Origin of the sequence: Pontibacter sp. E15-1, assembly GCF_022601975.1 — a bacterium.
GTDB lineage: Bacteria > Bacteroidota > Bacteroidia > Cytophagales > Hymenobacteraceae > Pontibacter.
In genome coordinates, this window is sequence record NZ_JAKVIR010000002.1 from 167,605 (window position 1) to 188,444 (window position 20,840).

Sequence of the window (20,840 nt, forward strand, 5' to 3'; positions counted from 1 at the left end):
GGGGATTTCCTAATCCCCGTGGTCCTGCTAACGCGGATTAGGAAATCCGCTTCAGGAAAAGTTTCGGATTAGGAAATCCGAAACAGCAGGGCGGGTATGTCCAACATGCTCAAACTTTCCATTAAATAATGGAGCAATCAAACACTTTTACGCTATACCACCTGCTCGAGCAACTTGATGTATAGAGAGATGCCTTCCTCTAACTCGTGCAGGTAGATAAACTCATCGGCCATGTGCGAGCGGCCCGAGAAGCCGGGGCCAAGCTTGAGCGACGGAACAGGCAATAGCGCCTGGTCCGACATGGTGGGCGAGCCATAGGTTTCTCGCCCCAGCTTTACGCCCGCCTGCACCAGCGGATGCTCCATAGGTATGGCAGAGGGCTTTAGTCGGGTGGAGCGTGGTACCACTGTGGCCTTCACGTGCTTCCGGATCACTTCCAGCACTTCGTCCATACTGTATTTCTCGGTCAGGCGCAGGTCCACGGTAAACTGGCAGCGATCGGGCACCACGTTGTGCTGCGTGCCCGCCTGCACCATCGTCACGCTCATTTTCACCGGTCCCAGAAAAGCCGACTCCTCTGGAAAGCGGTACTGCTGGAACCACTGCATATCCGGCAGCGCCTCGTAGATGGCATTCAGGCCTTCTTCGCGCGCCGCGTGCCCGGCCTTGCCGGTTGCAGTGCAGTCCAGCACGAGCAGGCCTTTTTCAGCGACGGCCAGGTGCATCTCCGTGGGCTCTCCCACAATGGCAGCTTCCAGGCGTCCGAGCTTCGGTAAAATCAGCTCGATTCCGTTTCGGCCAGAGATTTCCTCTTCGGCCGTGGCAGCCAGCACCAGGTTATAGGCCATGTCCTCCCGCGCATGAAAATGCAGGAACGTGGCGATCAGCGACACCAGGCAACCGCCCGCGTCATTGCTACCGAGGCCGTACAGCTTGCCTTCTTCCACGGTGGGCGTAAACGGGTCACGCGTCCAGCTGGGATTTGGTTTCACGGTGTCGTGGTGCGAGTTCAGCAGCAGCGTGGGCCTGGATGCATCATACTGCTTGTTAAATGCCCAGACATTGTTCAACTCCCGGTGTGCGGCAATGCCGTGCTCTTCCAGAAACGCCTCGATCAGATCCGCTGTTCTGCCCTCCTCCTTGCTGAAGGAGGGTGTATGGATCAGGTTTTTCAGTAGTTTCAGCGCGTGTGCGTACAAGTTCCGGTCACTCATGAAGTCTTTGCTATTTATCTTTATGGTAGAGCTGCTCTGCCTTGCTGGACGATGTTTTGATGCCTTTGATCAGCGCAGAGCTGAAGCCGTGGTGTTCCATCTCGTTCAGGCCGGCGATGGTGCAGCCTTTTGGGGAAGTCACCTTGTCGATTTCATTTTCTGGATGGCTTTGGAAGTGGAGCAACAGCGAAGCGGCGCCTTTGGCCGTTTGGGCAGCCATCCGCAGGGCGTCTGCGGCATGAAACCCGATCTCGGTTCCTCCCTGCGTCGCGGCCCGGATAGAGCGCAGGAAAAAAGCGATGCCGCAGGCACAGAGCGCCGTAGCCGACGTCATGAGTTCCTCCTCAATCTCCACTGTCTCCCCTACTGCGTCAAAAATCTTGCACACAAGCGCCCGGTTTTCGTCGGAGGCCTCGCTGCCGGCAATGCAGGTCATGGACTCCCGGATGGCGATGGCCGTGTTGGGCATCGCACGGATAACCTCTACCGGCTTGCCCAGGCGGCTGATGATGTCAGAAACGTATACCCCGGTCACGATAGACACGAAGAGGTGCCGGTGCGCATCCACGCTGACCGCAATGGTGTCCAGCACGCTGTCCAGTTGCTGCGGCAGGATGCTCAGGATGATGATGTCGGCCTCGGCAACGGCTTTGGCATTGTCGCTTGTGGCCCGGAAACCCAGCTGCACCATCTCGTCCAGGGAGCGCAGGTTGCGGCGGGTCAGGGTGATGTCTGCTGGCTGGTATTTGCCCGAGGCCACCATGCCGTTGGCAAGCGCCACGCCCATGTTCCCCCCGCCCAGTATGGCTACTTTTTTCTTTTCTGAACTCATAAATTTAGGTAGCAGCTTTTTATACTGCCTGTAATTAGCTCTTTAGGAGGAATTTGAATTACGTAAAATGGGTTTACACAAACTACAGCGTGATCAGCGTGCCGGCTTTTCTTCCTGCGGCCATCTGGCCGATAGCCACGGCATCCCCTATCTGCACGGCCCTCACTCCCTGGTCCAGGGCGGAAAAAGCGTTGTCAAGTTTCGGGATCATCCCCTCCGACACGATGCCGGCTTCCCTGAGGGTCGCATATTTTGCTTTGTTTATCTCCGGAATAACAGAGTCGTTGTCTGTGGCGTCCTGCAGCACACCCTTTTTCTCGAAGCAGTAAATCAGCGTCACGTGATACTGCGGGGCGAGCGCTGTGGCCAGCACCGAGGCAATGGTATCGGCATTGGTGTTGAGCATGCTTCCCTGGCCGTCGTGTGTCAGGGGGGCGAACACGGGCGTGAGGCCCAGCGAAAGCATGCCCTGCAACGCCGTCGCGTTAATGTTTTTTGGGCCCGCCACATCGCCCGCAAAGCCATAGTCCACCTCCCGCACAGGTCGCATTTGCGCCCGTATGGCATTGGCGTCGGCCCCGGTCATGCCGATGGCATTGCACTCCAGTGCCTGCAGTTTCGCCACCACCTGCTTGTTGATCAGACCACCGTATACCATCGTGACCAGTTCCAGCGTCTCAGCGTCTGTGATGCGCCTTCCCTCCACCATCCGGGGGGTGATGCCGAGGCGCTGCCCTAAAAAGGAGGCGATTTTACCGCCCCCGTGCACCAGTATCTTGGCGCCCTCCAGCGAAGAGAAGTCGCTCAGAAAGCGGTGCAACTGCGTGCTGTTGTCCAGAATGTTTCCGCCTATCTTTATGATATGAAGCTTTTCCATGGTTTTTCTTCCGGCCCTCTCAGGCGGTTTTTCTTGTAAGCGCATCCCAGGGTACAGGATAGGTATGGGCGCGCTTTTTTTCTATTTCTCTAATCCTTCCAGCATCCGCTTGAGCACGGCCTGGGCGGCATAGGTCCGGTTGTTGGCTTGCGCCAGCACGAGCGCATTCGGTCCGTCCAGTATTTCATCGCTGAGCTCCACGTTGCGGCGCACGGGCAGGCAGTGCATCACTTTGGCGTTGTTCGTTGCGGCCAGGTGCTCGTTTGTCAGCATCCAGCCAGCGCCATCCGTCAGCACCTTGCCGTAGTCGGTATAGCTCGACCAGTTTTTGACGTACACGAAATCCGCGCCGGCCAGCGCTTCCTGCTGGTTTGTGGTTACCTGGGCATGCTGGGTAAACTCATCGGCCAATTCATACCCTTCCGGGTGCGTGATCACCAGGTCCACATCAGCCTGCCCCATCCACTCGGCAAAGGAGTTGGCCACGCACTGCGGTATCGCTTTCACGTGGGGGGCCCAGGTCAGCACCACCTTCGGCCGCTTTCCAGTGGGGGCGTTTTCTGTGATGGTGAGCAGGTCGGCGAGGCTCTGCAGCGGGTGCCGGGTGGCAGACTCCAGGCTCACCACGGGCACCTTGCAATAGGAGATGAATTTCTGCAGCAGATCCTCGCTGTAGTCCTCTTCGCGGTTTTGCAGCTTCGGGAACGACCGGATGCCGATGATGTCGCAATACTGCCCCATCACGGCGGCGGCCTCTTTGATGTGCTCCACGGTGGAGCCATTCATCACGGCCCCATCCTGCATTTCCAGGGCCCAGCCCTCCTTGTCGAGGTTCATCACCATCACGTGCATGCCCAGGCTGGCGGCTGCCTTCTGGGTGCTCATGCGGGTGCGCAGGCTCGGGTTCAGGAACAGAAGGCCCAACGTCTTGTTCTTGCCGAGCGTTTTATACTGGTATGGGTTCTGTTTCAGGTGCAGCGCCTCGTTCACAAGCTCTTTGAGGTTGGCAACATCCTTTACAGTGGTGAATTTGTTCATCTGAGGGGTTAAATGGAGATGGTATAAAGTATGGATTCGAAAGCAGTCAGGAACGTCTCTGCCTCGCGCGCGCCGATGCACAAGGGAGGCAACAGGCGCAGGGTGTTTTTATCAGAGGAGGAACCGGTGAAGATGCCGTACTCCGTCAGCAGCTGCTTCCGGATAGCGGCACAAGGCTCCTCCAACTCCACCCCGATCATCAGCCCCTCGCCGCGCACTTCGCGCACACCGGGCAGCTGCCGCAATTCCTGCAGCAGTCGGTCGCCTATCTGTTGCGCGTTGCGCATTAGCTGCTCCTCTTCCATCACTTCCAACACCGCCAACGCAGCCACACAAGCCAGGTAGTTTCCGCCAAAGGTTGTGCCCAGCAGGCCGTGCTTCGCCTCAATTTTAGGGTTGATCAAAACACCCCCAATCGGGAAGCCGTTGCCCATACCCTTCGCAATTGTGATCAGGTCGGGTTGGATGCCAGCGTGTTGGTGGGCGAAAAACTTGCCGGTGCGCCCGTAGCCCGACTGCACTTCGTCCAGGATCAGCAGTGCGCCTACCTGCTCGCACCCCACGGCAATCGCCTCCAGAAACGTTTTATCCGGAACCTGTACGCCACTCACGCCCTGCATACCCTCCACAATCACAGCGGCCAGCTCTGAACCGTGTGTATGGAGCGCTTCCCGGAAAGCATTTATATCATTAAAAGGAAGGAAAACGACGTTGTCTGTCTCGTTGATAGGCGCCTGAATGGCGGGATTGTCTGTCACGGCAACGGCAGCGGAAGTGCGGCCATGGAATGCGCCCTTAAAGGCAATCACCTTTTTGCGGCCGGTATGGAACGAGGCCAGCTTGAGGGCATTTTCGTTCGCCTCGGCACCCGAGTTGCACAGGAACAGCTCATAGTCCGGGTAACCGCTCAGTTGGCCCAGCTTGTCGGCCAGTTCCTGTTGGAGCGGCATCTGCACCGAATTTGAGTAAAACCCGATATCATACAGCTGGCGGGCGATGCGCTTTACATAGTGCGGGTGGCTGTGGCCGATGGAAATAACGGCATGGCCCCCATACAGGTCGAGGTAGCGCCGTCCGTTCTCATCCCAGAGGTATGCCCCTTGTGCTTTTACAGGTGCTATATCAAACAGCGGATAAACGTCGAAGAGATTCATTTCGCTTTATAATTTAGATGTAAGAGGTTAAACAGTAGATAAAATATGTCACGTACATATCTGTGCTAGCTATATGGTGGATTACAAAATTGTAGCTGAAACTAAAAAGCCGAGGCCTTTAAGTGCAGGCCTGCCTTCTCGTCGAAACCGAACAGCAGGTTCATGTTCTGCACGGCTTGTCCCGAGGCGCCTTTCACCAAGTTGTCGATCATGCTGGTGATTACCAAATTATCTCCCTGCTTCTCTATATAAAGAAGGCATTTGTTGGTGTTCACTACCTGCTTCAGGTCCGGGGTTGCGCTACTGACTGTTACGAAGGGGTGCGCCGCATAGTAGGTTTTATACATGGCCTCGGCTTCCTCCTGACTCAGGTTACTGCGCAGGTAGGCCGTACACAGAATTCCCCGCGTAAACGGACCGCGATACGGCACGAAATTGATGGCGGGCAACGCTGCCCCCTGCATGCCTTTCAGGGTGCGGCCGATCTCGCGCAGGTGCTGATGGTTCAGCACTTTATAGTTCGAGATATTGCTGCTGCGCCAGCTGTAATGAGACGTCGCGCTCAGGCTCTGCCCCGCCCCTGTGCTTCCGGTTATACCGCTCACGTGCACTTCCTCGGTCAGGAGGTTTTCTGCGGCAAGGGGCAGCAGCGCCAATTGAATCGCGGTGGCGAAACAGCCCGGGTTGGCAATGTTCTGTGCTTCCCGGATCGCTTCGCGCTGCAGTTCCGGCAACCCGTAGACAAAAGTGCGCCCCGCGGCCGTTACGGCAGCGGCATCGGTGCCTTCGTTCCAGCGGAAATCCTGGCTCAGGTCGATTACCTTCACGTGCTGCGGGATGTCGTTGGCCTCCACGAAACGCTTTGCCTCCCCATGCCCTACGCACAGAAAGAGGACATCGGCATCTGTTCCCAGCTCTCCGGAAAAAGCCAACTCAGTGTCGCCCAGCAGGTCGCGGTGCACTTCATACACCGGCTTGCCCGCCTGGCTGTTGCTGCTCACAAACGCGATGTCAACGTGGGGATGGTTTAAGAGCAGGCGCAGCATCTCGCCGCCGGTATACCCTGCGCCGCCAACAATGCCTGCTTTTATCTTTACTTCGTTCCCCATGCCTCGTCGCTGTTAATGCTGTGGTACATCTTGGTCTGGTTGCCGAAAATCTTGGCGAACCCCTTCACGTCATCTGAAGTCCAGGCGCGGTTCATCTCGCCGTAGCTGCCGAATTTGTCGCTCATCAGGTCGTGCGCGCTCTCGATGCCCTCCACCTGGAAGCGGTATGGCGCGAGCAGCACGTGCACATCGCCGGTCACGTTTTTCTGGGTGCTCTCCAGAAAGGCCTCGATGTCGCGCATCGTCGGGTCCAGCAGCTGCCCCTCGTGCAGCCAGTTGCCATACCATGCCGACAGCTGGTCTTTCCAGTAGAGCTGCCACTTGGTCAGGACGTGTTTTTCGAGGGTATGGTGCGCTTTGATGATCACCATCGGGGCGGCAGCCTCAAAGCCCACGCGCCCTTTAATGCCGATAATGGTATCTCCCACGTGAATGTCGCGGCCAATGGCAAAAGGCGCGGCCAGCTCCTGAAGGTGCTGGATAGCCTGCACTGGATGCGCAAACGTCTCCCCGTTTATACCTGTCAGCTCGCCTTTATCGAAATGCAGCGTAACGCGCTCCGGCTCCTGCTTGCTCAGTTGTGTGGGGTATGCTGCCTCCGGCAGGGGCAGATTTGAGGTCAGGGTTTCCTTACCGCCCACCGAAGTGCCCCAGATGCCCTTGTTGATGGAGTACTGGGCTTTTTTGAAGTCCATCTCCACGCCGTGCTCCTTTAAGTACTCGATCTCCTGCTCCCGCGACAGCTTTTTGTCGCGGATCGGGGTGATGATCTCCACCTCCGGGATGATGGCCTGAAAAATCATGTCGAAGCGCACCTGGTCGTTGCCGGCACCTGTGCTGCCGTGCGCCACGGCATCCGCACCGATTGATTTGGCGTAGTTCGCGATGGCCAGCGCCTGTGTCACGCGCTCAGCGCTCACCGACAGCGGGTACACATTGTTCTTCAGCACATTGCCATACACCAGGTAGCGGATGCAGGTGTTGTAGAAATTCTCGGTCTCGTCGAGGTGCGTGTGCTGCTTGGCACCCATCGCGTAGGCACGGCGCTCCACATCCTTCAGCTCCTCTTCCGAGAAACCGCCGGTGTCCACAATGGCGGTATAAATCTCGAGCCCAAGCTCCTGGGCAAGGTAAATGGCACAGTACGAAGTATCCAATCCGCCGCTAAAGGCTAAAACTACTTTTTTCATGTATCTTTTGTTTTTGCTGATCTGGTATGTGTTAGGCCGCCGTCATGTTCGACGTCTGGCTTTGGGTGGGTCGCTGGCGGTGGCGTGCCCAACGGTCCTGCACGCTGTTGGCTTTCTGAGGCTGCGCCTGCTTCTCCACTTTCTCCACCACTGGCAGGGCCACGAAGCTTTCTTCTTTTGCTGGATCGTAGAGCATGGCAGTGCAAAGGCAGTTGCTGCGGCCCTTGCTCTGCAGGATCTCGAAGTTCACGCAGCTGCGGCAGCCTTTCCAGAACTCTTCATCGTCTGTCAGCTCCGAATAGGTTACCGGGGTATAGCCCAGGCTCGAGTTGATGCGCATCACCGCCAACGCGGTGGTCAGGCCGAAGATTTTGGCATCCGGGTACTTGTGGCGCGACAGCTCGAATATCTTTTTCTTGATCTGGCGCGCCAGGCCGCTCTTGCGCAGGTCCGGCGACACGATGAGCCCGGAGTTGGCCACGTACTTGCCGTGCCCCCAGGTTTCGATGTAGCAGAACCCGGCCCAGCGGCCGTCGGCGTGCAGGGCAATCACCGCCTTGCCTTCCATCATCTTCTGGGTGATGTACTCCGGGGAACGCTTGGCTATACCGGTGCCTCGGGCTTTGGCCGATGATTCCATTTCCGCGCAGATCTGAGCGGAATGAATAACATGTTGCTCTTCAGCAATTATGACAATAAAATCAGATTGATTCATTTTATTGAAAATATTTATCCCTTCTGTGCCGGGGCACATGCTAAAAAATAAAGGAGTAAAAAGATGCAGCTAACGCAGGCAAGGCAGGGGCCGTACCGGTTAAATTTTGCTAGCGAGAAAATGAGTTGGATTTACGACGGCCACATAGGCAGTCAATAAGTACGCCGGCCTAGGGCCTGTAGCGGACTACAAGGGAGGGTACGCGGAAAACTACCCCCATGGGGAGGATAGAAAAAGTCGCACGCTTCTGGAGAGAAGTGTGATTTATCATGGATGATGATAAAAACGCCTTTTTTTGCATTATGTTAGTGAGTTGTTAAGAAACAGGCACGTTCGTTATACCTGCTTGAACAGCACAAATGTTTCACAATATTTTTTTTAAAAACAAATTCTGCACCACTTATTTTCAAAATACAGTGCAAATCTGTCTGGATAGTGCGTTCAAAAACGCATGCCGAAGCCGGAATGCAGATATTGGACCAAAAAACGTAACTTGCCGCCTCATCAACCACATTCAGGAAGTATTCATGCAAAAGTTCTCGTTCAGGGTAATCATCGGACTGATTTTCTCGGCCATCGGTATGGTTACGCTCCTCCTCTTAAAGCAGCCCTTAACCGCTGCCATATGGCTGAGCTTTGGCAATGGCCTTATTTTATCCGATCTGAAATTCACGGGGACAGACGCTAAGGGTATAACCTATACGAAACCGATTCCGCCCGCAAGGTTTTTCACGGCCCTCTTTCTGATAGTAATGGCTGTGGTGATGCTTGCCTTGCAAATCTACCTCGACTTTCAGGAAAGCGCTGCCGCAGCGGCACCTGCCGGTATAAACTAAGACGAAGGGTATAAAGTGGCAGGCTTTGCTAGATTCTGCTCTGGAGCACCAGGTCCACGTCCAGAATCTCAGACTCCCGCTTGAGGCGCAGGCGCAATTTGCGTCCGGGCTTGCTCTCCAGCAGCTCCAACAATTCGGTGAGCACAATCTCGGTACACTTTCGCCCATTCACATCCAGCAGCTGGTCGCCCGGCTCCAGCCCCACTAGCTTGGCCGGCGAATCGTCTATCACATTCGAGACGATGTAAAAATTGGTGCCGGGCAAGGGCGTAGTCACTTCAAACCCTGACATGTTGCATTGGAAAGGCTCCCTGAAGCGTCTGTTCGGCGACAGCAGCAGCCGGTTGTGGGGATAGTCGAAAATAGCGGTAAAGCGGGAGAGAATGTCCGAGCCCAGGTTTCCGTTACGGTCGGCAAGGTTTAGCGCCAGTTTGATGGATTCCTCGTCGGGGTATGAGGCTGTCAGGTCTTCCATTTCATACTTACCCAGCGAGAAACCATCCAGCCGGCCTATCTGGCCGTGAATATCGCCACTTAGCCCCCGGCCCAAATATGCTTTCATGGCTTTTGGGGGTATGGAAAGGCGGTCATTGGTTGGGAGATAGAGCGAGAGGCTGTTGCTGGCGCCCGTGTCCACCACTAGTTTCACCTTGATGGTGTCTCCGTTATGCTGCCGCACGTCCCCGTACACATAGGCTTTGGTGCCTTCGATGTACAACGGAAACTCCTCTGCCCTCTTTTTCTTCGCTACTTTGGTGTCCGGCGGGTAAAGCGTGATCATCCTGTTGCTGTAGTTTATCTTCACGATGAAATTTTTGAAGATATCATACCCAATGATTCCGTGTACCGGCATTCCCATCCGGAGCGAGAGGTTAAAGACATCCTCCGTCAGCACATACAACTCATGGTTCACTCCTTTTATACCGGGCAGGAACATTTCGTTGCCAACCGAGTGAAATGCCTCGATGGAGTTGCCCTCGCCCAGCCCCCTGATGGTGATTTTGTCTGCGTTAACCAAATCCAGCGAGTCTGAATGGAACAGCCTGGTGATGATGGTATTCTTTACGCCGGAGTCCAGAATAAGGCTAAGTGGCTGCGAGCCGTTAATTCTGACCTGAATGATGACCAGGTTATGGACAAATTTGAACGGAATATTAACGCGCTTTCGGGAAGAGGTGAAAAAAGCCGTGTCGCTGGCATATACGGGCTGCTCCTGCGCCTGTGCCAGGGGAGGCAGCATGCACAGCGAGAAGAATAAAACGGACAGTAAACAGGCTCGAATCATACCCTAAAACTTTTAAGGGTGAGTGTATAGCTACATATAGCTTTCTATACGTAGTCAGAGCCAGAATCGAGCCAATAAATGCCTGATTTTCTTATGTTTTACACAAGTTTATCCTATGTTATCACATTGGGTGAGTGAACAATCACTTATAGGCGCTATTTCTTCTTCCTGCGGGCCGTGTTTATAGCTGTCAGGTTCTGCCCTTTCTCGCGGCCATAGAAGATAAACTTGGGGCTGCCGATGATCTGAGAGCCGTAAATGCCAGAGTGGCCGGAAAAGAGATAGGCCGTGATGCAAGCCAGCGCCATGAAGACGCTGCTCTCCGCCCCAAAGAGCTCGATGGCCATGATGGTGCAGGTCAGGGGGGTGTTGGTGGCACCCGAGAACACCGCCACAAAACCCATACCCGCCAGCAAGGCCATCGGCAACGGCACTGCCTCCGAAAGGGCGCTGCCCAGTGTGGCCCCGGTATAAAAAAGCGGGGTTACCTCGCCCCCTTTAAAGCCAGCCCCGAGCGTAAAGGCCGTGAGCAGTATTTTCACAAATGCCGTGTACCAGGGTTGCGCCTGCTCAAACGATTGCAGGATGGTGGGGATGCCGAGGCCTATGTACTTCGTGGTGCCCATAAGCCAGACACTGATCGCCACCACCGCCCCCCCGAGCAAAGGCCGAAACGGCGGGAAGCCGATGCGCTGCCTGAACTGAGCACCAAAAAACAGGGTTGCTTTCGCGAAAGCCATACCTGTCAGTCCGAACAGGGCGCCTACCCCGAGGGTATAGCCGATGCCCGAAAGCGTAAGTTCCGGCACAAAGGGTATGGCGTAATGGGTATGGTCTATCCCCCAGGCAAGGCTGGTATAGTCGGCGATCACGGCGGCCAGAAAGCTGGGCAACAGTGCCTCGTAGCGCAGGCGACCGAGTATAAAAACCTCCAGCCCAAACACGGCACCGGCCAGCGGCGTGCCAAACAGCGAGGCGAAACCTGCGCTTATACCCGAAATAATCAGCACTTTCCGGTCGCGGGGCCGCAAGCGGAAAACATGCGTGAACTGGTCTGCTATGGTGCCGCCCATTTGCACGGCCGTGCCCTCGCGCCCCGCCGAGCCGCCGAACAGGTGCGTGGCCAGCGTGCCGAGCAGCACCAGCGGCGCCATCCGGAAAGGCACCACCTCGCGCGGCCGCTGTATCTCCTCCAGCAGCAGGTTGTTACCCAGGGCGGCGCGCTTCCCGAAGTAATGATACAGCAGCCCCACGGCCAGCCCGCCCAGCGGCAGCAGCCAGATAATGGAGGTATGCGCTTCCCGGTAATTCGTCACCCAATCGAGGGCCACGAGGAAGAAAGCGGACGCACTGCCCGCCAACACGCCTACCAGCACACAGATCACCAGCCACTTCAGGAGGTATAGCGCAGCCATCGCCTGCTCCCCCAACGAGAGCGCCTTGCTCAGAAATCTCTTTAAGATGGACGGTTGGGGTGTGGGGCGGTTTTTCATATATACGGCAGGCAAATATACAAGAAAGGCAAGCCAATGCCAGTCTTATACTTAGGCTTCCTTTCGGATGCGGGTTATCCCTTCTTTCATAATGCCTACCTGATGGCTACCTCGGGCTGGACAGGAGGCATTTCCCGGAGCGGCATTTACAAACTGGCGGGTATGTATAAGATGCTGTGGGTATACCGGGTAGGAGAAATGTATGGCAAACATCAACCGGCTACCTGCCTGCCGTTCAAAAGGATACACAGTGTCGATTTGGATTTATACCGCTTTAGCGCAATACTCTGATTGGTTTGGGAGGAGGTTAACGGACGCAAAATGGCCTTCCTTTGAGCATTTTTTATTAACTTTAAGAGAAGTGGCATTTTACGCTTATCTCTGAATTTATACTTTTCCGATACATGCACATCATCGACCTTCTCATCTTCGTGATTTACATGCTGGCCATGCTGGGTGTAGGCTTCTATTTCCTGAAAAAAAATGAGGGCGCGGATGATTACTATGTGGGTGGCCGCAGCATGGGCAGCGGACATATTGGCCTGTCGGTGGTGGCCACCGACGTGGGCGGCGGCTTCTCGATCGGCCTGGGCGGACTCGGTTTCGCGATGGGCCTTTCCGGGGCCTGGATGCTCTTCACGGGGCTGCTGGGCGCCTGGCTGGCGGCAGTCTTTCTCATACCCAAGGTTAAGAACAATCCGGCCTTCGCCAAATTCCTGACTTTTCCGCAGATTTTCGGCTATTACTTTAACGGGCGCGTGGCGCTGCTGGCTGGCGTGATCTCGGCCATCGGGTATACCGGTTTCACCAGCTCCCAGATTCTGGCGGGCGCCAAGCTGGCCAGTGGAACTTTCGTGGGCCTCGATCTGAACACTGCACTGCTGATTATGGGTGTGATTGCGGTGGTGTATACCGTGATGGGCGGCATGAAAGCCGTTATTTATACCGACACCGTGCAATGGGCCATCCTGATGAGCGGACTGGTATTCATCGGCGTGCCGGTATCCTTTCTGGCGGTGGGCGGCGGCGTGGAGCAGCTCAGCTTCGCGCAGCTTTTTAACCTCAACTGGATTATGGAGCAGAGCGGCAGGAGTATGACCGCGATCCGGACCACCCTGCCCCCTGAGTTTCTGACGTTGACGAACGTGACCTGGCAGCAGCTCGTGAACTGGGCCATCACCATCATCCCGATCTGGTTTGTGGGCATGACGCTGTACCAGCGCATTTATGCCTGCCGCGACGAGAAAACGGCCAAAAAAGCCTGGTATATTGCCGGGCTGTTCGAGTGGCCGGTGATGGCGTTTATGGGCGTGAGCCTGGGTATACTGGCCCGCGTGGCCGCCGAGCAGGGTATGTTTGACGCCCTGGGTGCCGGCGCCGTGGTGGACCCGGAGACCGGGCTCCCGATGCTGCTGCGCACCGTCTTGCCTGTCGGGCTGATGGGGCTGATGCTTTCGGCCTACTTCTCCGCCATCCTGTCTACCGCCGACAGTTGCCTGATGGCCTCTTCCGGCAACATCGTCACGGACGTGATCAGCCACTTCCGCAAAATCGATCCCGAGGCACCGTCCACGCTGCGCCTCTCGCAACTCGTGACGCTGGCCGTGGGCGCATTTGCCCTTTGGCTGGCTACCACCATGACGAACGTGCTGGACATGATGCTCTACTCCTACGCCTTCATGGTGTCGGGGCTGTTTATACCTATTCTGGGGGCCCTGTTCTGGAAACGGCGCAGCAGCGTGGCGGCATTCTGGGCCATGCTTGGCGGCGGTGCTGTCACGGTGCTACTCCAGCTCTATGCGCTTTCGGCACCCGTTCCGGGCACCGACCTGCTCGGCCTGGCCGACACGCTCCACCCCTATTTTCCGGCTGAGGTGAGCAGCGCATGGGGCAGCCTAAGCGATGTAGAGCTGCAGGCGCTTGTGCAGCGCACACTCGCCACACACAGCCTTATCCATGTGCCAGGGCTCGGGCTAACCTTCCGGCTGCCCTTTGCGCTGGACCCGAATCTGTACGGCCTCACCGCATCATTGCTCCTTTATATCTCCTTGACGTATATATACCCTGACAAAAAACAAAACAAAACATGGCAGAAAGCAACACCCTCACCTACAGCATCTACACACCCTCAGACCAGCAAGGTCTAAACAAAGAAGAAGTGATCGATTTCCTTTTCCACCACCTCGATGAGTATGGCGATGCCCGCAAAGACATTGCCGCCTGTATGGAGTATGCCCTCTCTGAGGCCGAGGGAAAGGGAGGTGCCGTGCTGGCGGCCCGGGAAGGCGACACCGTGGTGGGCGCGCTCATTCTGAACAATACGGGCATGAGCGGCTTTATACCGGAGAACATCCTGGTATACGTGGCGGTGCACGGCAGCCAGCGCGGCAAAGGCGTGGGCAAGCAGCTGGTGCAGATGGCCGCCGACAATACCACGGGCAGTATCGCCCTGCACGTGGAGCCCCAAAACCCCGCCCGGCACCTCTATGAGAAGATGGGCTTCACAAACAAGTATTTGGAGTATAGATTACTGAGATAAGAAATGGCAGTCCTGAAACTGTACCGCGACAAGTTAAAGCACAACTATGACCACCTGAATAGAGTCTTTCAGGAGCATGGCATCGACTGGGGCATCGTCACGAAGCTGCTCTGCGGGAATGAGCTGTTGTTGAAGGAGGTGCTGGCCCTGGGCGTGCGCGAGATACATGACTCGCGCGTCACGAACCTGAAGGCCATCAAGAAAGTGGCCCCGGGCGTGCAGACAGTCTACATTAAGCCCTCGCCCAAAAAGAGCATCCCGGAGATCGTGAAGTACGCCGACGTAAGCTTCGAAACCGAGCTGGACACGATCCGGATGCTTTCGGAAGAATCGCTTCGGCAGCAGAAAGTCCACAAAATCATCATCATGATCGAGATGGGCGACCTGCGCGAGGGCGTGATGGGCGACGAGCTTGTTTCGTTTTATGAGAAAGTGTTTGAGCTGCCGGGGATCACGGTGATCGGTCTGGGGGCCAACTTCAACTGCCTGCACGGCGTGATGCCCACCAAGGACAAACTGGTGCAGCTGAGCCTCTACAAGCAGCTGATCGACGCGACGTTCAACAAAAAGATTCCCTGGGTGTCCGGGGGAACCTCCGTGACGATCCCGCTTCTTTTCAGCCATCAGCTGCCCAAGAGCATCAACCACTTCCGGGTGGGCGAGGCGCTTTTCTTTGGCCTGAACCTCTTTACCGGCGAAACTTTTGAAGGCATGTATGACGACGTGTTCGAGTTGAGCACCGAAATAATAGAGCTGACCGAGAAGCCCATGATGCCCTCGGGCCTGCTGGCCGAGAACCCCAGCGGCGATAGTTTCGAGATAGACGAGAGCCTGTTCGGCAAAACCTCGCACCGCGCCATCCTGGACGTCGGGCTGCTGGACATCAACCCCAAGTTTCTGCTTCCGAAAGACACAGCATTGAGCGTGATCGGGGCCAGCTCCGACATGCTGGTAGTAGAGCTGGGCGAAAACGAGAACAACTACAAGCTGGGCGACACGCTGCAGTTTAACCTCCGCTATATGGGCGCCCTCAGCCTGCTGAACTCCCGCTACGTTACCAAAGAAGTGGTCCATTAGCCTACTGCCGCCAAATTTATACCTGCTGCGCCCCCTCTGAACCAGAATGGGTGCAGCAGTTTTTTTTTGTGTGCGTCGCGTGCCAGGGGGTATGGGCGGAAAGTCTTAACAACATTTAGGGCAGGTGCGCGTCTAGTTAGGAGATATATCTCTAAACCAGCATAAAACACAGCCATGCCCGAGCTAAAGTTGCTTCGCCGAATCATATACCCATTGCAGGAATTTGTGAAGGCAGAGTCCTTCAGCGGCATTCTGCTGATGCTGGTAACGCTGGTGGCGCTTGCCTGGGCAAACTCTCCCTGGGCCCATACCTACGACGCCGTCTGGAACACCCCGCTCACCATTGCCATCGGCGAATTCGGGCTCACCAAAGCCGCGATCCTCTGGATAAACGACGGGTTGATGGCCATTTTCTTTTTCGTGGTGGGCCTCGAGATCAAGCGCGAGATGCTGATGGGCGAGCTGGCCTCGCTGCGGAGTGCCGCTTTTCCGGTGGTGGCCGCGCTGGGGGGTATGCTGGTGCCGGCCGGTGTCTATGTGGCGTTTAACTATACCACGCCCGACCAACTGACGGGCTGGGGAATCCCGATGGCGACCGACATCGCCTTTGCCCTGGGTATACTCACGCTGCTGGGCAACCGCGTGCCGCTCCCGCTCAAGCTCTTTCTGGTGGCCTTCGCCATCGTGGATGACATTGGCGCGGTGCTGGTGATCGCCCTATTTTATACCGCCCAGGTTGATTATTTAATGCTGTGGGTGGCCCTGCTCCTGTTTGGGATCCTGCTGGTGCTGAGTGCGCTGCGCGTGCGGCATATCTGGCTATACATCCTGCTGGGCGTGGTGATGTGGGTCGCTTTCCTGAAGTCCGGGGTGCATGCCACGGTAGCTGGCATCCTACTGGCGACGGCCATCCCGGCCCGCTCCAAAATAACCGACAATGCGTTTATATCCTCCACCGACACTATTTTGGGAGAGCTGCAGGCAACGCACTATAACCGCACGGGAGACGAGGACGAAACGCCCGAAGAGGAGGACTTTCAGGCAGCTGTGCATACCCTTGAGAGCAATTGCGAGGAGGCCTTGTCGCCGCTGCATCGGCTGGAGCATGCGCTGCACCCGTACGTGGCCTATTTTATCATGCCCGTTTTTGCGCTGGCCAACGCCGGCCTGTACATCGACGCGAACCTGACAAGCGGTTTCCTCAACTCCGTGTCGTGGGGAATTATCCTTGGGTTGGTTTTGGGCAAGCCGATAGGCATTCTGGTGTTTACAGGGCTGGCAGCCGCTACAGGGCTTATCGCGAAACCCGACTCCTTCAGCTGGGGGCAACTCATCGGGGCCGGGCTGTTGGGGGGCATTGGGTTCACGATGTCCATATTCATCGCCAACCTGGCTTTTGCGTCCTCCCCTTTTCTGGCGCAGGCCAAACTGGCTATTCTGCTCGCGTCTGTAGTGGCGGGTATTCTGGCCTATGTCCTGTTGCGGCTTGTATCGCGCGAGCAGCCAGAAGACAGGCCCTAGTCTTTACGGAAGCCCAGTTATACCCTGTCTGTAGCAACAGCAGGGCCATACCCCGTCAGCCGATTATTGCATCCAGGAAGCCGATCGTCTCATCCTTGTTTTTGAACACCAGCAACGGGATGTCCATGTCGTGGCGCAGTATTTTCTCGGTTACGCTGCCAATCACGAAAAGGGCCGCCGCCGACATGCCCTTCGCCCCGATCACCAGCATGTCGGCGTGCGCGCGCTTGGCCTCCATCACCACCAGGGCTCCCACATCATCCTGTTCGTTTTTGCGCACCAGCACAAACTCAGCCCTCTCCTCCAGCTCCGGAAAGCGCCCGAGCAGCTTTTCGTACTTCTCGCGGGCAAAACCGCGCATGCGGTCGTCAAACTCCTCGTAGCTCATACCCAGCGTGATATACCCCGGCGGCACCTCGTACACGTGCAGGCAAACAACCTGCACATCCGGTTTGGACAGGGCAGAGTGCAGCACGCGGTCCAGGGCCATCTCACTGTATTTGGAGAAATCAACGCTGACCACAATCCGCCGCAGCCTTGGCTCAAAGGCCTCCGGCACGAACAGGACACTGTTACGCCCCGACCGCAAAAGCTTTTGGGCCAGCACCCCGCTGCCGTGCAGGCGCAGCTTCCTTCCCGCCAGGATCAGGTCTATCTGTTTTACGTTGGTCCAGTGCAGCAGCTGCTTCAACGGAGAGCCCTCGTCTATCTGCACCTCTACCTCCACCTGGGGCAAGCGCGCAAACACGGTCTGGACCTTGGCCGCTATCATCTGCCGGAAACTCTCTTCGGGGGTGAGCGTCTCCCGCCGCAGGTTGGGCAGCAGCTCCACGGGCACCTCAAGTTTTTTCTCAACATGGATAAAGCAGACATAATTTACCTGCAATTCAGCACACAGGTAAGCAGTGTATTCTATCAGGGTATCGTCAGCGGGCGTAAGGTCGAGTCCTACCAACAGTCTGTTCAGCGTGATCATGTTTGGTTGTGTTAGGCTGTTAAATGCGTCATGCCGCCACCCTTAGATTGGATGCTTTGCAACTAATTAAGCCGAGGCGGGTAAGTAATTCATACGTACGTTATTGTACAAAAAGATATACGGAATTTTATTTTTTGATGGTTTACCTGCTCCTCACCGGCTTCCTCGTTGCCTTTGCGGCCCCGCTGCTGCACCATTGGCTGGGGAGGCGTGTGTTCGTGCCGCTGACCCTGCTCCCCCTCATTTTTTCAGCGTATTTTATTTGGCAGGTCCCGGGCGTGCTGGCCGGCGAAACCGTTACGCAGTCCATCTCCTGGGTCCCGTCGCTCGGGGTGCAGCTCCAGTTTCGGCTCGACGGGCTCAGCCTGCTCTTTGCACTGCTTGTCTCTGTTTTTGGGGTACTGATCATGCTGTATTCCCGCGGGTATATGGGTGAAACGCCACTTTTGGGGAGGTTTTACATGTACCTCACGCTGTTTATGGTGGCCATGCTCGGCATCGTGATTTCGGATAATTTCTTCTGCCTCTTTCTTTTCTGGGAGCTTACCAGCATCACATCCTACCTGCTGATTGGCTTCCACCAGCACAAATCCGAAAGCCGAACCGCCGCGTGGCAGGCCCTGCTCGTGACGGGAGCCGGCGGACTGGCCTTGTTTGCGGGGCTGCTGCTGTTGGGCCAGGCCAGCGGGGAGATCACGTTCAGCGGTATGATGCAGAGTGGTATGGATATCCGGGGCAGTTCGCTTTACCTGCCCGCAATGGTGCTGGTCATGCTTGGCTGCTTCACTAAATCGGCACAGTTCCCGTTTCATTTCTGGCTGCCAAACGCCATGGCCGCCCCAACGCCCGTCAGCGCATACCTGCACTCCGCCACCATGGTGAAGGCGGGGATTTACCTTCTGGCCCGCCTTAGCCCTGTATTTAACTCGGCAGAAATCTGGCAATTCACCTTGCCGCTGGTAGGCGGTATCACGGCGGTGATGGGGGCGGCACTGGCGCTGAAGCACACCGACCTCAAGGCGGTGCTGGCCTATACCACAATCAGCGCCCTCGGCCTGCTCGTCATGCTCCTGGGGATCGGGACCGATGAGGCCACCAAGGCCGCACTGGTGTTTCTGGTGGCTCATGCCTTGTACAAGGGCACCCTGTTTATGGTGGCCGGCACCTTAGACCATTGCACCGGCACGCGGCAGCTGCCCCTGCTGAAAGGACTGGGCAGGCGCCTGCCCTGGGTTGGGGCGGCTGCCACGCTGGCGGCATACTCGATGGCAGGGGTATACCCGTCGCTCGGGTTTGTGGGCAAAGAGCTGTTGTATGAATCCGCGCTGCACAACAACGGCACCCTCGGCCTGGTGCTGGGCGTGGCCCTGCTGGCGGGGATGGTGTTCGTGGCCATCGCCCTAGTGCTCAGCTTCCGGATATTCTGGCGGAAGTCCTCGCACCCGATCGCGCTGCAGCATGCAGCCTCCCCCTACCTGTTTCTCCCGCCGCTGCTGCTGGGCTTGGCTAGCCTGGCGGGCGTCTCGGCAACCACGCCGCTGCTTCTGCAGGCCTCGTTGAGCATCGCACCGGAGCTGCACACAAGCGGGAAACTGGTGGAAAGCCAAGGGTTCTCGCTGGTGGTGCAGCTGAGCGCACTGACCACGCTCCTGGGGTTGATTTTATACCTGTTCACGCCGCGCCTCCACCTGCGGCCATTTACCACTCAGGACTTCCCCTTCGGCCCTGACAGCCTGTATCACCTGCTTTTTTCTAACTTCCTGAGCGGCTCAAAGCGCTTCATCCATACCCTGCAAGACGGCTATTTGCGCCACTACCTGGTCTACCTGCTGCTTTTTTTCTGCGGGCTCAGCTGCTATGTGCTATGGCGCGACGCGCTGGTGTTGCACCTGGGAGACAGGTTTTATATGCTGCAGTCGCTCAGGCTGTATGAGGTTGTGTTGTTCATACTGGTTGTGTCGGCGCTTCTGCTTTTGCTGAACACACGCTCGCGCCTTACCTCCATCGTGGTGATGGGGCTGGTGGGGTATTCGGCGGCCTTGTTCTACATTCTGTTCGGGGCGCCGGACGTGGCGGCTACCCAGTTGCTTATAGAGACGCTTACCGTTGTCATCTTCGTGCTGCTGCTGCACAAGCTCCCGGCCTTTAGCTACCTGTCGCATCAGGTGTTTAAGCTGTGGTATGTTTTTGTGGCAGTACTCTTCGGGTCCGTCATGACCTATGTACTGCTGCTGGTGCAGGAAAATGCCGTGTCATCAGACCTGAAAGACTTTTACGGAGAGGCCAGTTACCTGCAGGCTCACGGCAGGAACATGGTGAACGTGATACTGGTGGATTTCCGTGGCCTCGATACCCTGGGGGAAATAACCGTGCTGGCCGTTGCGGCGGTGGGCGTGTACGCCCTCCTGCGCCTCAAACCACAGAAAGGAGGCAAGCCATGAAAACGATTATCTTCTCGACGGCCATCCGGCTGCTGACGCCGGTTTTTCTGCTGTTCTCGGTTTATATCCTCTTCAGAGGGCACAACCATCCGGGCGGAGGGTTCATCGGCGGCCTGATCTGTTCGATTGCTTTTGTGTTTCATGTGCTGGCCCATGGCCCGGGGGTCACCTCGCGGGTTTTCTTCAGCGTGGTGCTGTACTACTACAGCCGTCCGAAGAGCCATAGCTATACCCGGTATGCCCTGCGGGTGCTGCGGGCCAACTTCCGTAACAAGCGCGACACCGACGAGCCCCACAAGTGGAGTTTCGTGTTCCTCAGGATCCGGCCGCTATACCTGGTAGCGACCGGTTTGCTCCTGGCCGCGTCAAGCGGCATTGTGTCGCTGCTCGGCCAGAAACCCTTCATGACGTCCTACTGGCTGAAGTTTGAACTCCCCGTTATCGGCTCTATCGGCACACCCTCGCTGTTTGACCTGGGGGTATACCTCCTGGTGTTGGGCGTTGTACTGCAGTTTATTTTCATCATGTCTAAAGAATAAGCCT

Annotated in this window: 19 protein-coding genes; 8 read left to right on the plus strand and 11 right to left on the minus strand. The window is 56.6% G+C overall.

Going from position 1 to position 20,840, the window contains the following annotated elements; genetic code table 11:
- Window positions 1–152 precede the first annotated feature (152 nt).
- From MKJ04_RS02200 to MKJ04_RS02235, 8 genes are all read right to left on the minus strand, one after another.
- On the minus strand, window positions 153–1,214 hold the full coding sequence (locus tag MKJ04_RS02200) for a M20 family metallo-hydrolase (protein WP_241638870.1): 1,062 nt from the start codon (window positions 1,212–1,214) through the stop codon (window positions 153–155).
- Window positions 1,215–1,224: 10 nt separating this feature from the next.
- Window positions 1,225–2,046: a pyrroline-5-carboxylate reductase gene (proC, locus tag MKJ04_RS02205; protein ID WP_241638873.1), complete on the minus strand. Its 822-nt coding sequence runs from the start codon at window positions 2,044–2,046 to the stop codon at window positions 1,225–1,227.
- An 82-nt stretch (window positions 2,047–2,128) separates the two neighbouring features.
- Entirely contained in the window at window positions 2,129–2,923 is a 795-nt protein-coding gene (argB, locus tag MKJ04_RS02210) for an acetylglutamate kinase (protein ID WP_241638876.1), read from the minus strand.
- Window positions 2,924–3,004: 81 nt separating this feature from the next.
- Window positions 3,005–3,961, minus strand: a complete 957-nt coding sequence (locus MKJ04_RS02215) for an acetylornithine carbamoyltransferase (RefSeq protein WP_241638879.1) — start codon at window positions 3,959–3,961, stop codon at window positions 3,005–3,007.
- Between the two features lie 8 nt (window positions 3,962–3,969).
- Window positions 3,970–5,115: an aspartate aminotransferase family protein gene (locus tag MKJ04_RS02220; protein WP_241638881.1), complete on the minus strand. Its 1,146-nt coding sequence runs from the start codon at window positions 5,113–5,115 to the stop codon at window positions 3,970–3,972.
- Between the two features lie 101 nt (window positions 5,116–5,216).
- A complete protein-coding gene (argC, locus tag MKJ04_RS02225; RefSeq protein ID WP_241638882.1) occupies window positions 5,217–6,224 on the minus strand; it encodes an N-acetyl-gamma-glutamyl-phosphate reductase in 1,008 nt (335 codons plus the stop codon).
- Window positions 6,209–7,414, minus strand: a complete 1,206-nt coding sequence (gene argG, locus MKJ04_RS02230) for an argininosuccinate synthase (RefSeq protein ID WP_241638884.1) — start codon at window positions 7,412–7,414, stop codon at window positions 6,209–6,211. Before argG ends, argC begins: the two co-directional genes overlap by 16 nt.
- A 31-nt stretch (window positions 7,415–7,445) precedes the next feature.
- Entirely contained in the window at window positions 7,446–8,129 is a 684-nt protein-coding gene (locus MKJ04_RS02235) for a GNAT family N-acetyltransferase (protein ID WP_241638885.1), read from the minus strand.
- A 527-nt stretch (window positions 8,130–8,656) separates the two neighbouring features.
- Between MKJ04_RS02235 and MKJ04_RS02240 the strand changes: the two genes are divergently transcribed.
- Window positions 8,657–8,965, plus strand: a complete 309-nt coding sequence (locus MKJ04_RS02240) for a hypothetical protein (RefSeq protein WP_241638887.1) — start codon at window positions 8,657–8,659, stop codon at window positions 8,963–8,965.
- A 28-nt stretch (window positions 8,966–8,993) separates the two neighbouring features.
- Here the strand turns inward: MKJ04_RS02240 and MKJ04_RS02245 are convergent, their stop codons facing one another.
- Window positions 8,994–10,250 (minus strand): aspartyl protease family protein, encoded by a 1,257-nt coding sequence (locus MKJ04_RS02245; protein ID WP_241638889.1) that lies wholly within the window; start codon window positions 10,248–10,250, stop codon window positions 8,994–8,996.
- Between the two features lie 155 nt (window positions 10,251–10,405).
- Window positions 10,406–11,743 (minus strand): voltage-gated chloride channel family protein, encoded by a 1,338-nt coding sequence (locus tag MKJ04_RS02250; RefSeq protein ID WP_410896805.1) that lies wholly within the window; start codon window positions 11,741–11,743, stop codon window positions 10,406–10,408.
- Window positions 11,744–11,779: 36 nt separating this feature from the next.
- Here MKJ04_RS02250 and MKJ04_RS02255 point away from each other — a divergent pair, with 36 nt between their 5' ends.
- The 5 genes from MKJ04_RS02255 to nhaA all read left to right on the plus strand — a co-directional run bounded on the left by MKJ04_RS02255 (window position 11,780) and on the right by nhaA (window position 16,880).
- Window positions 11,780–12,034: a hypothetical protein gene (locus MKJ04_RS02255; protein WP_241638891.1), complete on the plus strand. Its 255-nt coding sequence runs from the start codon at window positions 11,780–11,782 to the stop codon at window positions 12,032–12,034.
- A 113-nt stretch (window positions 12,035–12,147) separates the two neighbouring features.
- Complete coding sequence (locus MKJ04_RS02260) at window positions 12,148–13,890, plus strand: sodium:solute symporter (RefSeq protein ID WP_241638894.1); 1,743 nt, start codon at window positions 12,148–12,150, stop codon at window positions 13,888–13,890.
- A complete protein-coding gene (locus MKJ04_RS02265; RefSeq protein ID WP_241638896.1) occupies window positions 13,830–14,282 on the plus strand; it encodes a GNAT family N-acetyltransferase in 453 nt (150 codons plus the stop codon). Before MKJ04_RS02260 ends, MKJ04_RS02265 begins: the two co-directional genes overlap by 61 nt.
- 3 nt (window positions 14,283–14,285) lie before the next feature.
- On the plus strand, window positions 14,286–15,359 hold the full coding sequence (locus MKJ04_RS02270; RefSeq protein ID WP_241638897.1) for an alanine racemase: 1,074 nt from the start codon (window positions 14,286–14,288) through the stop codon (window positions 15,357–15,359).
- A gap of 174 nt (window positions 15,360–15,533) precedes the next feature.
- Window positions 15,534–16,880 carry a Na+/H+ antiporter NhaA gene (gene nhaA, locus MKJ04_RS02275; protein ID WP_241638898.1) on the plus strand — a complete coding sequence of 449 codons (1,347 nt, stop codon included), beginning with the start codon at window positions 15,534–15,536 and terminating at the stop codon, window positions 16,878–16,880.
- Window positions 16,881–16,935: 55 nt separating this feature from the next.
- Here the strand turns inward: nhaA and MKJ04_RS02280 are convergent, their stop codons facing one another.
- Window positions 16,936–17,856 carry a universal stress protein gene (locus MKJ04_RS02280; RefSeq protein ID WP_241638899.1) on the minus strand — a complete coding sequence of 307 codons (921 nt, stop codon included), beginning with the start codon at window positions 17,854–17,856 and terminating at the stop codon, window positions 16,936–16,938.
- 137 nt (window positions 17,857–17,993) lie between these two features.
- Here MKJ04_RS02280 and mbhE point away from each other — a divergent pair, with 137 nt between their 5' ends.
- A complete protein-coding gene (mbhE, locus tag MKJ04_RS02285) occupies window positions 17,994–20,297 on the plus strand; it encodes a hydrogen gas-evolving membrane-bound hydrogenase subunit E (protein ID WP_241638900.1) in 2,304 nt (767 codons plus the stop codon).
- A complete protein-coding gene (locus MKJ04_RS02290; RefSeq protein ID WP_241638901.1) occupies window positions 20,294–20,836 on the plus strand; it encodes an MnhB domain-containing protein in 543 nt (180 codons plus the stop codon). Before mbhE ends, MKJ04_RS02290 begins: the two co-directional genes overlap by 4 nt.
- The last annotated feature ends 4 nt before the right edge of the window (window positions 20,837–20,840 follow it).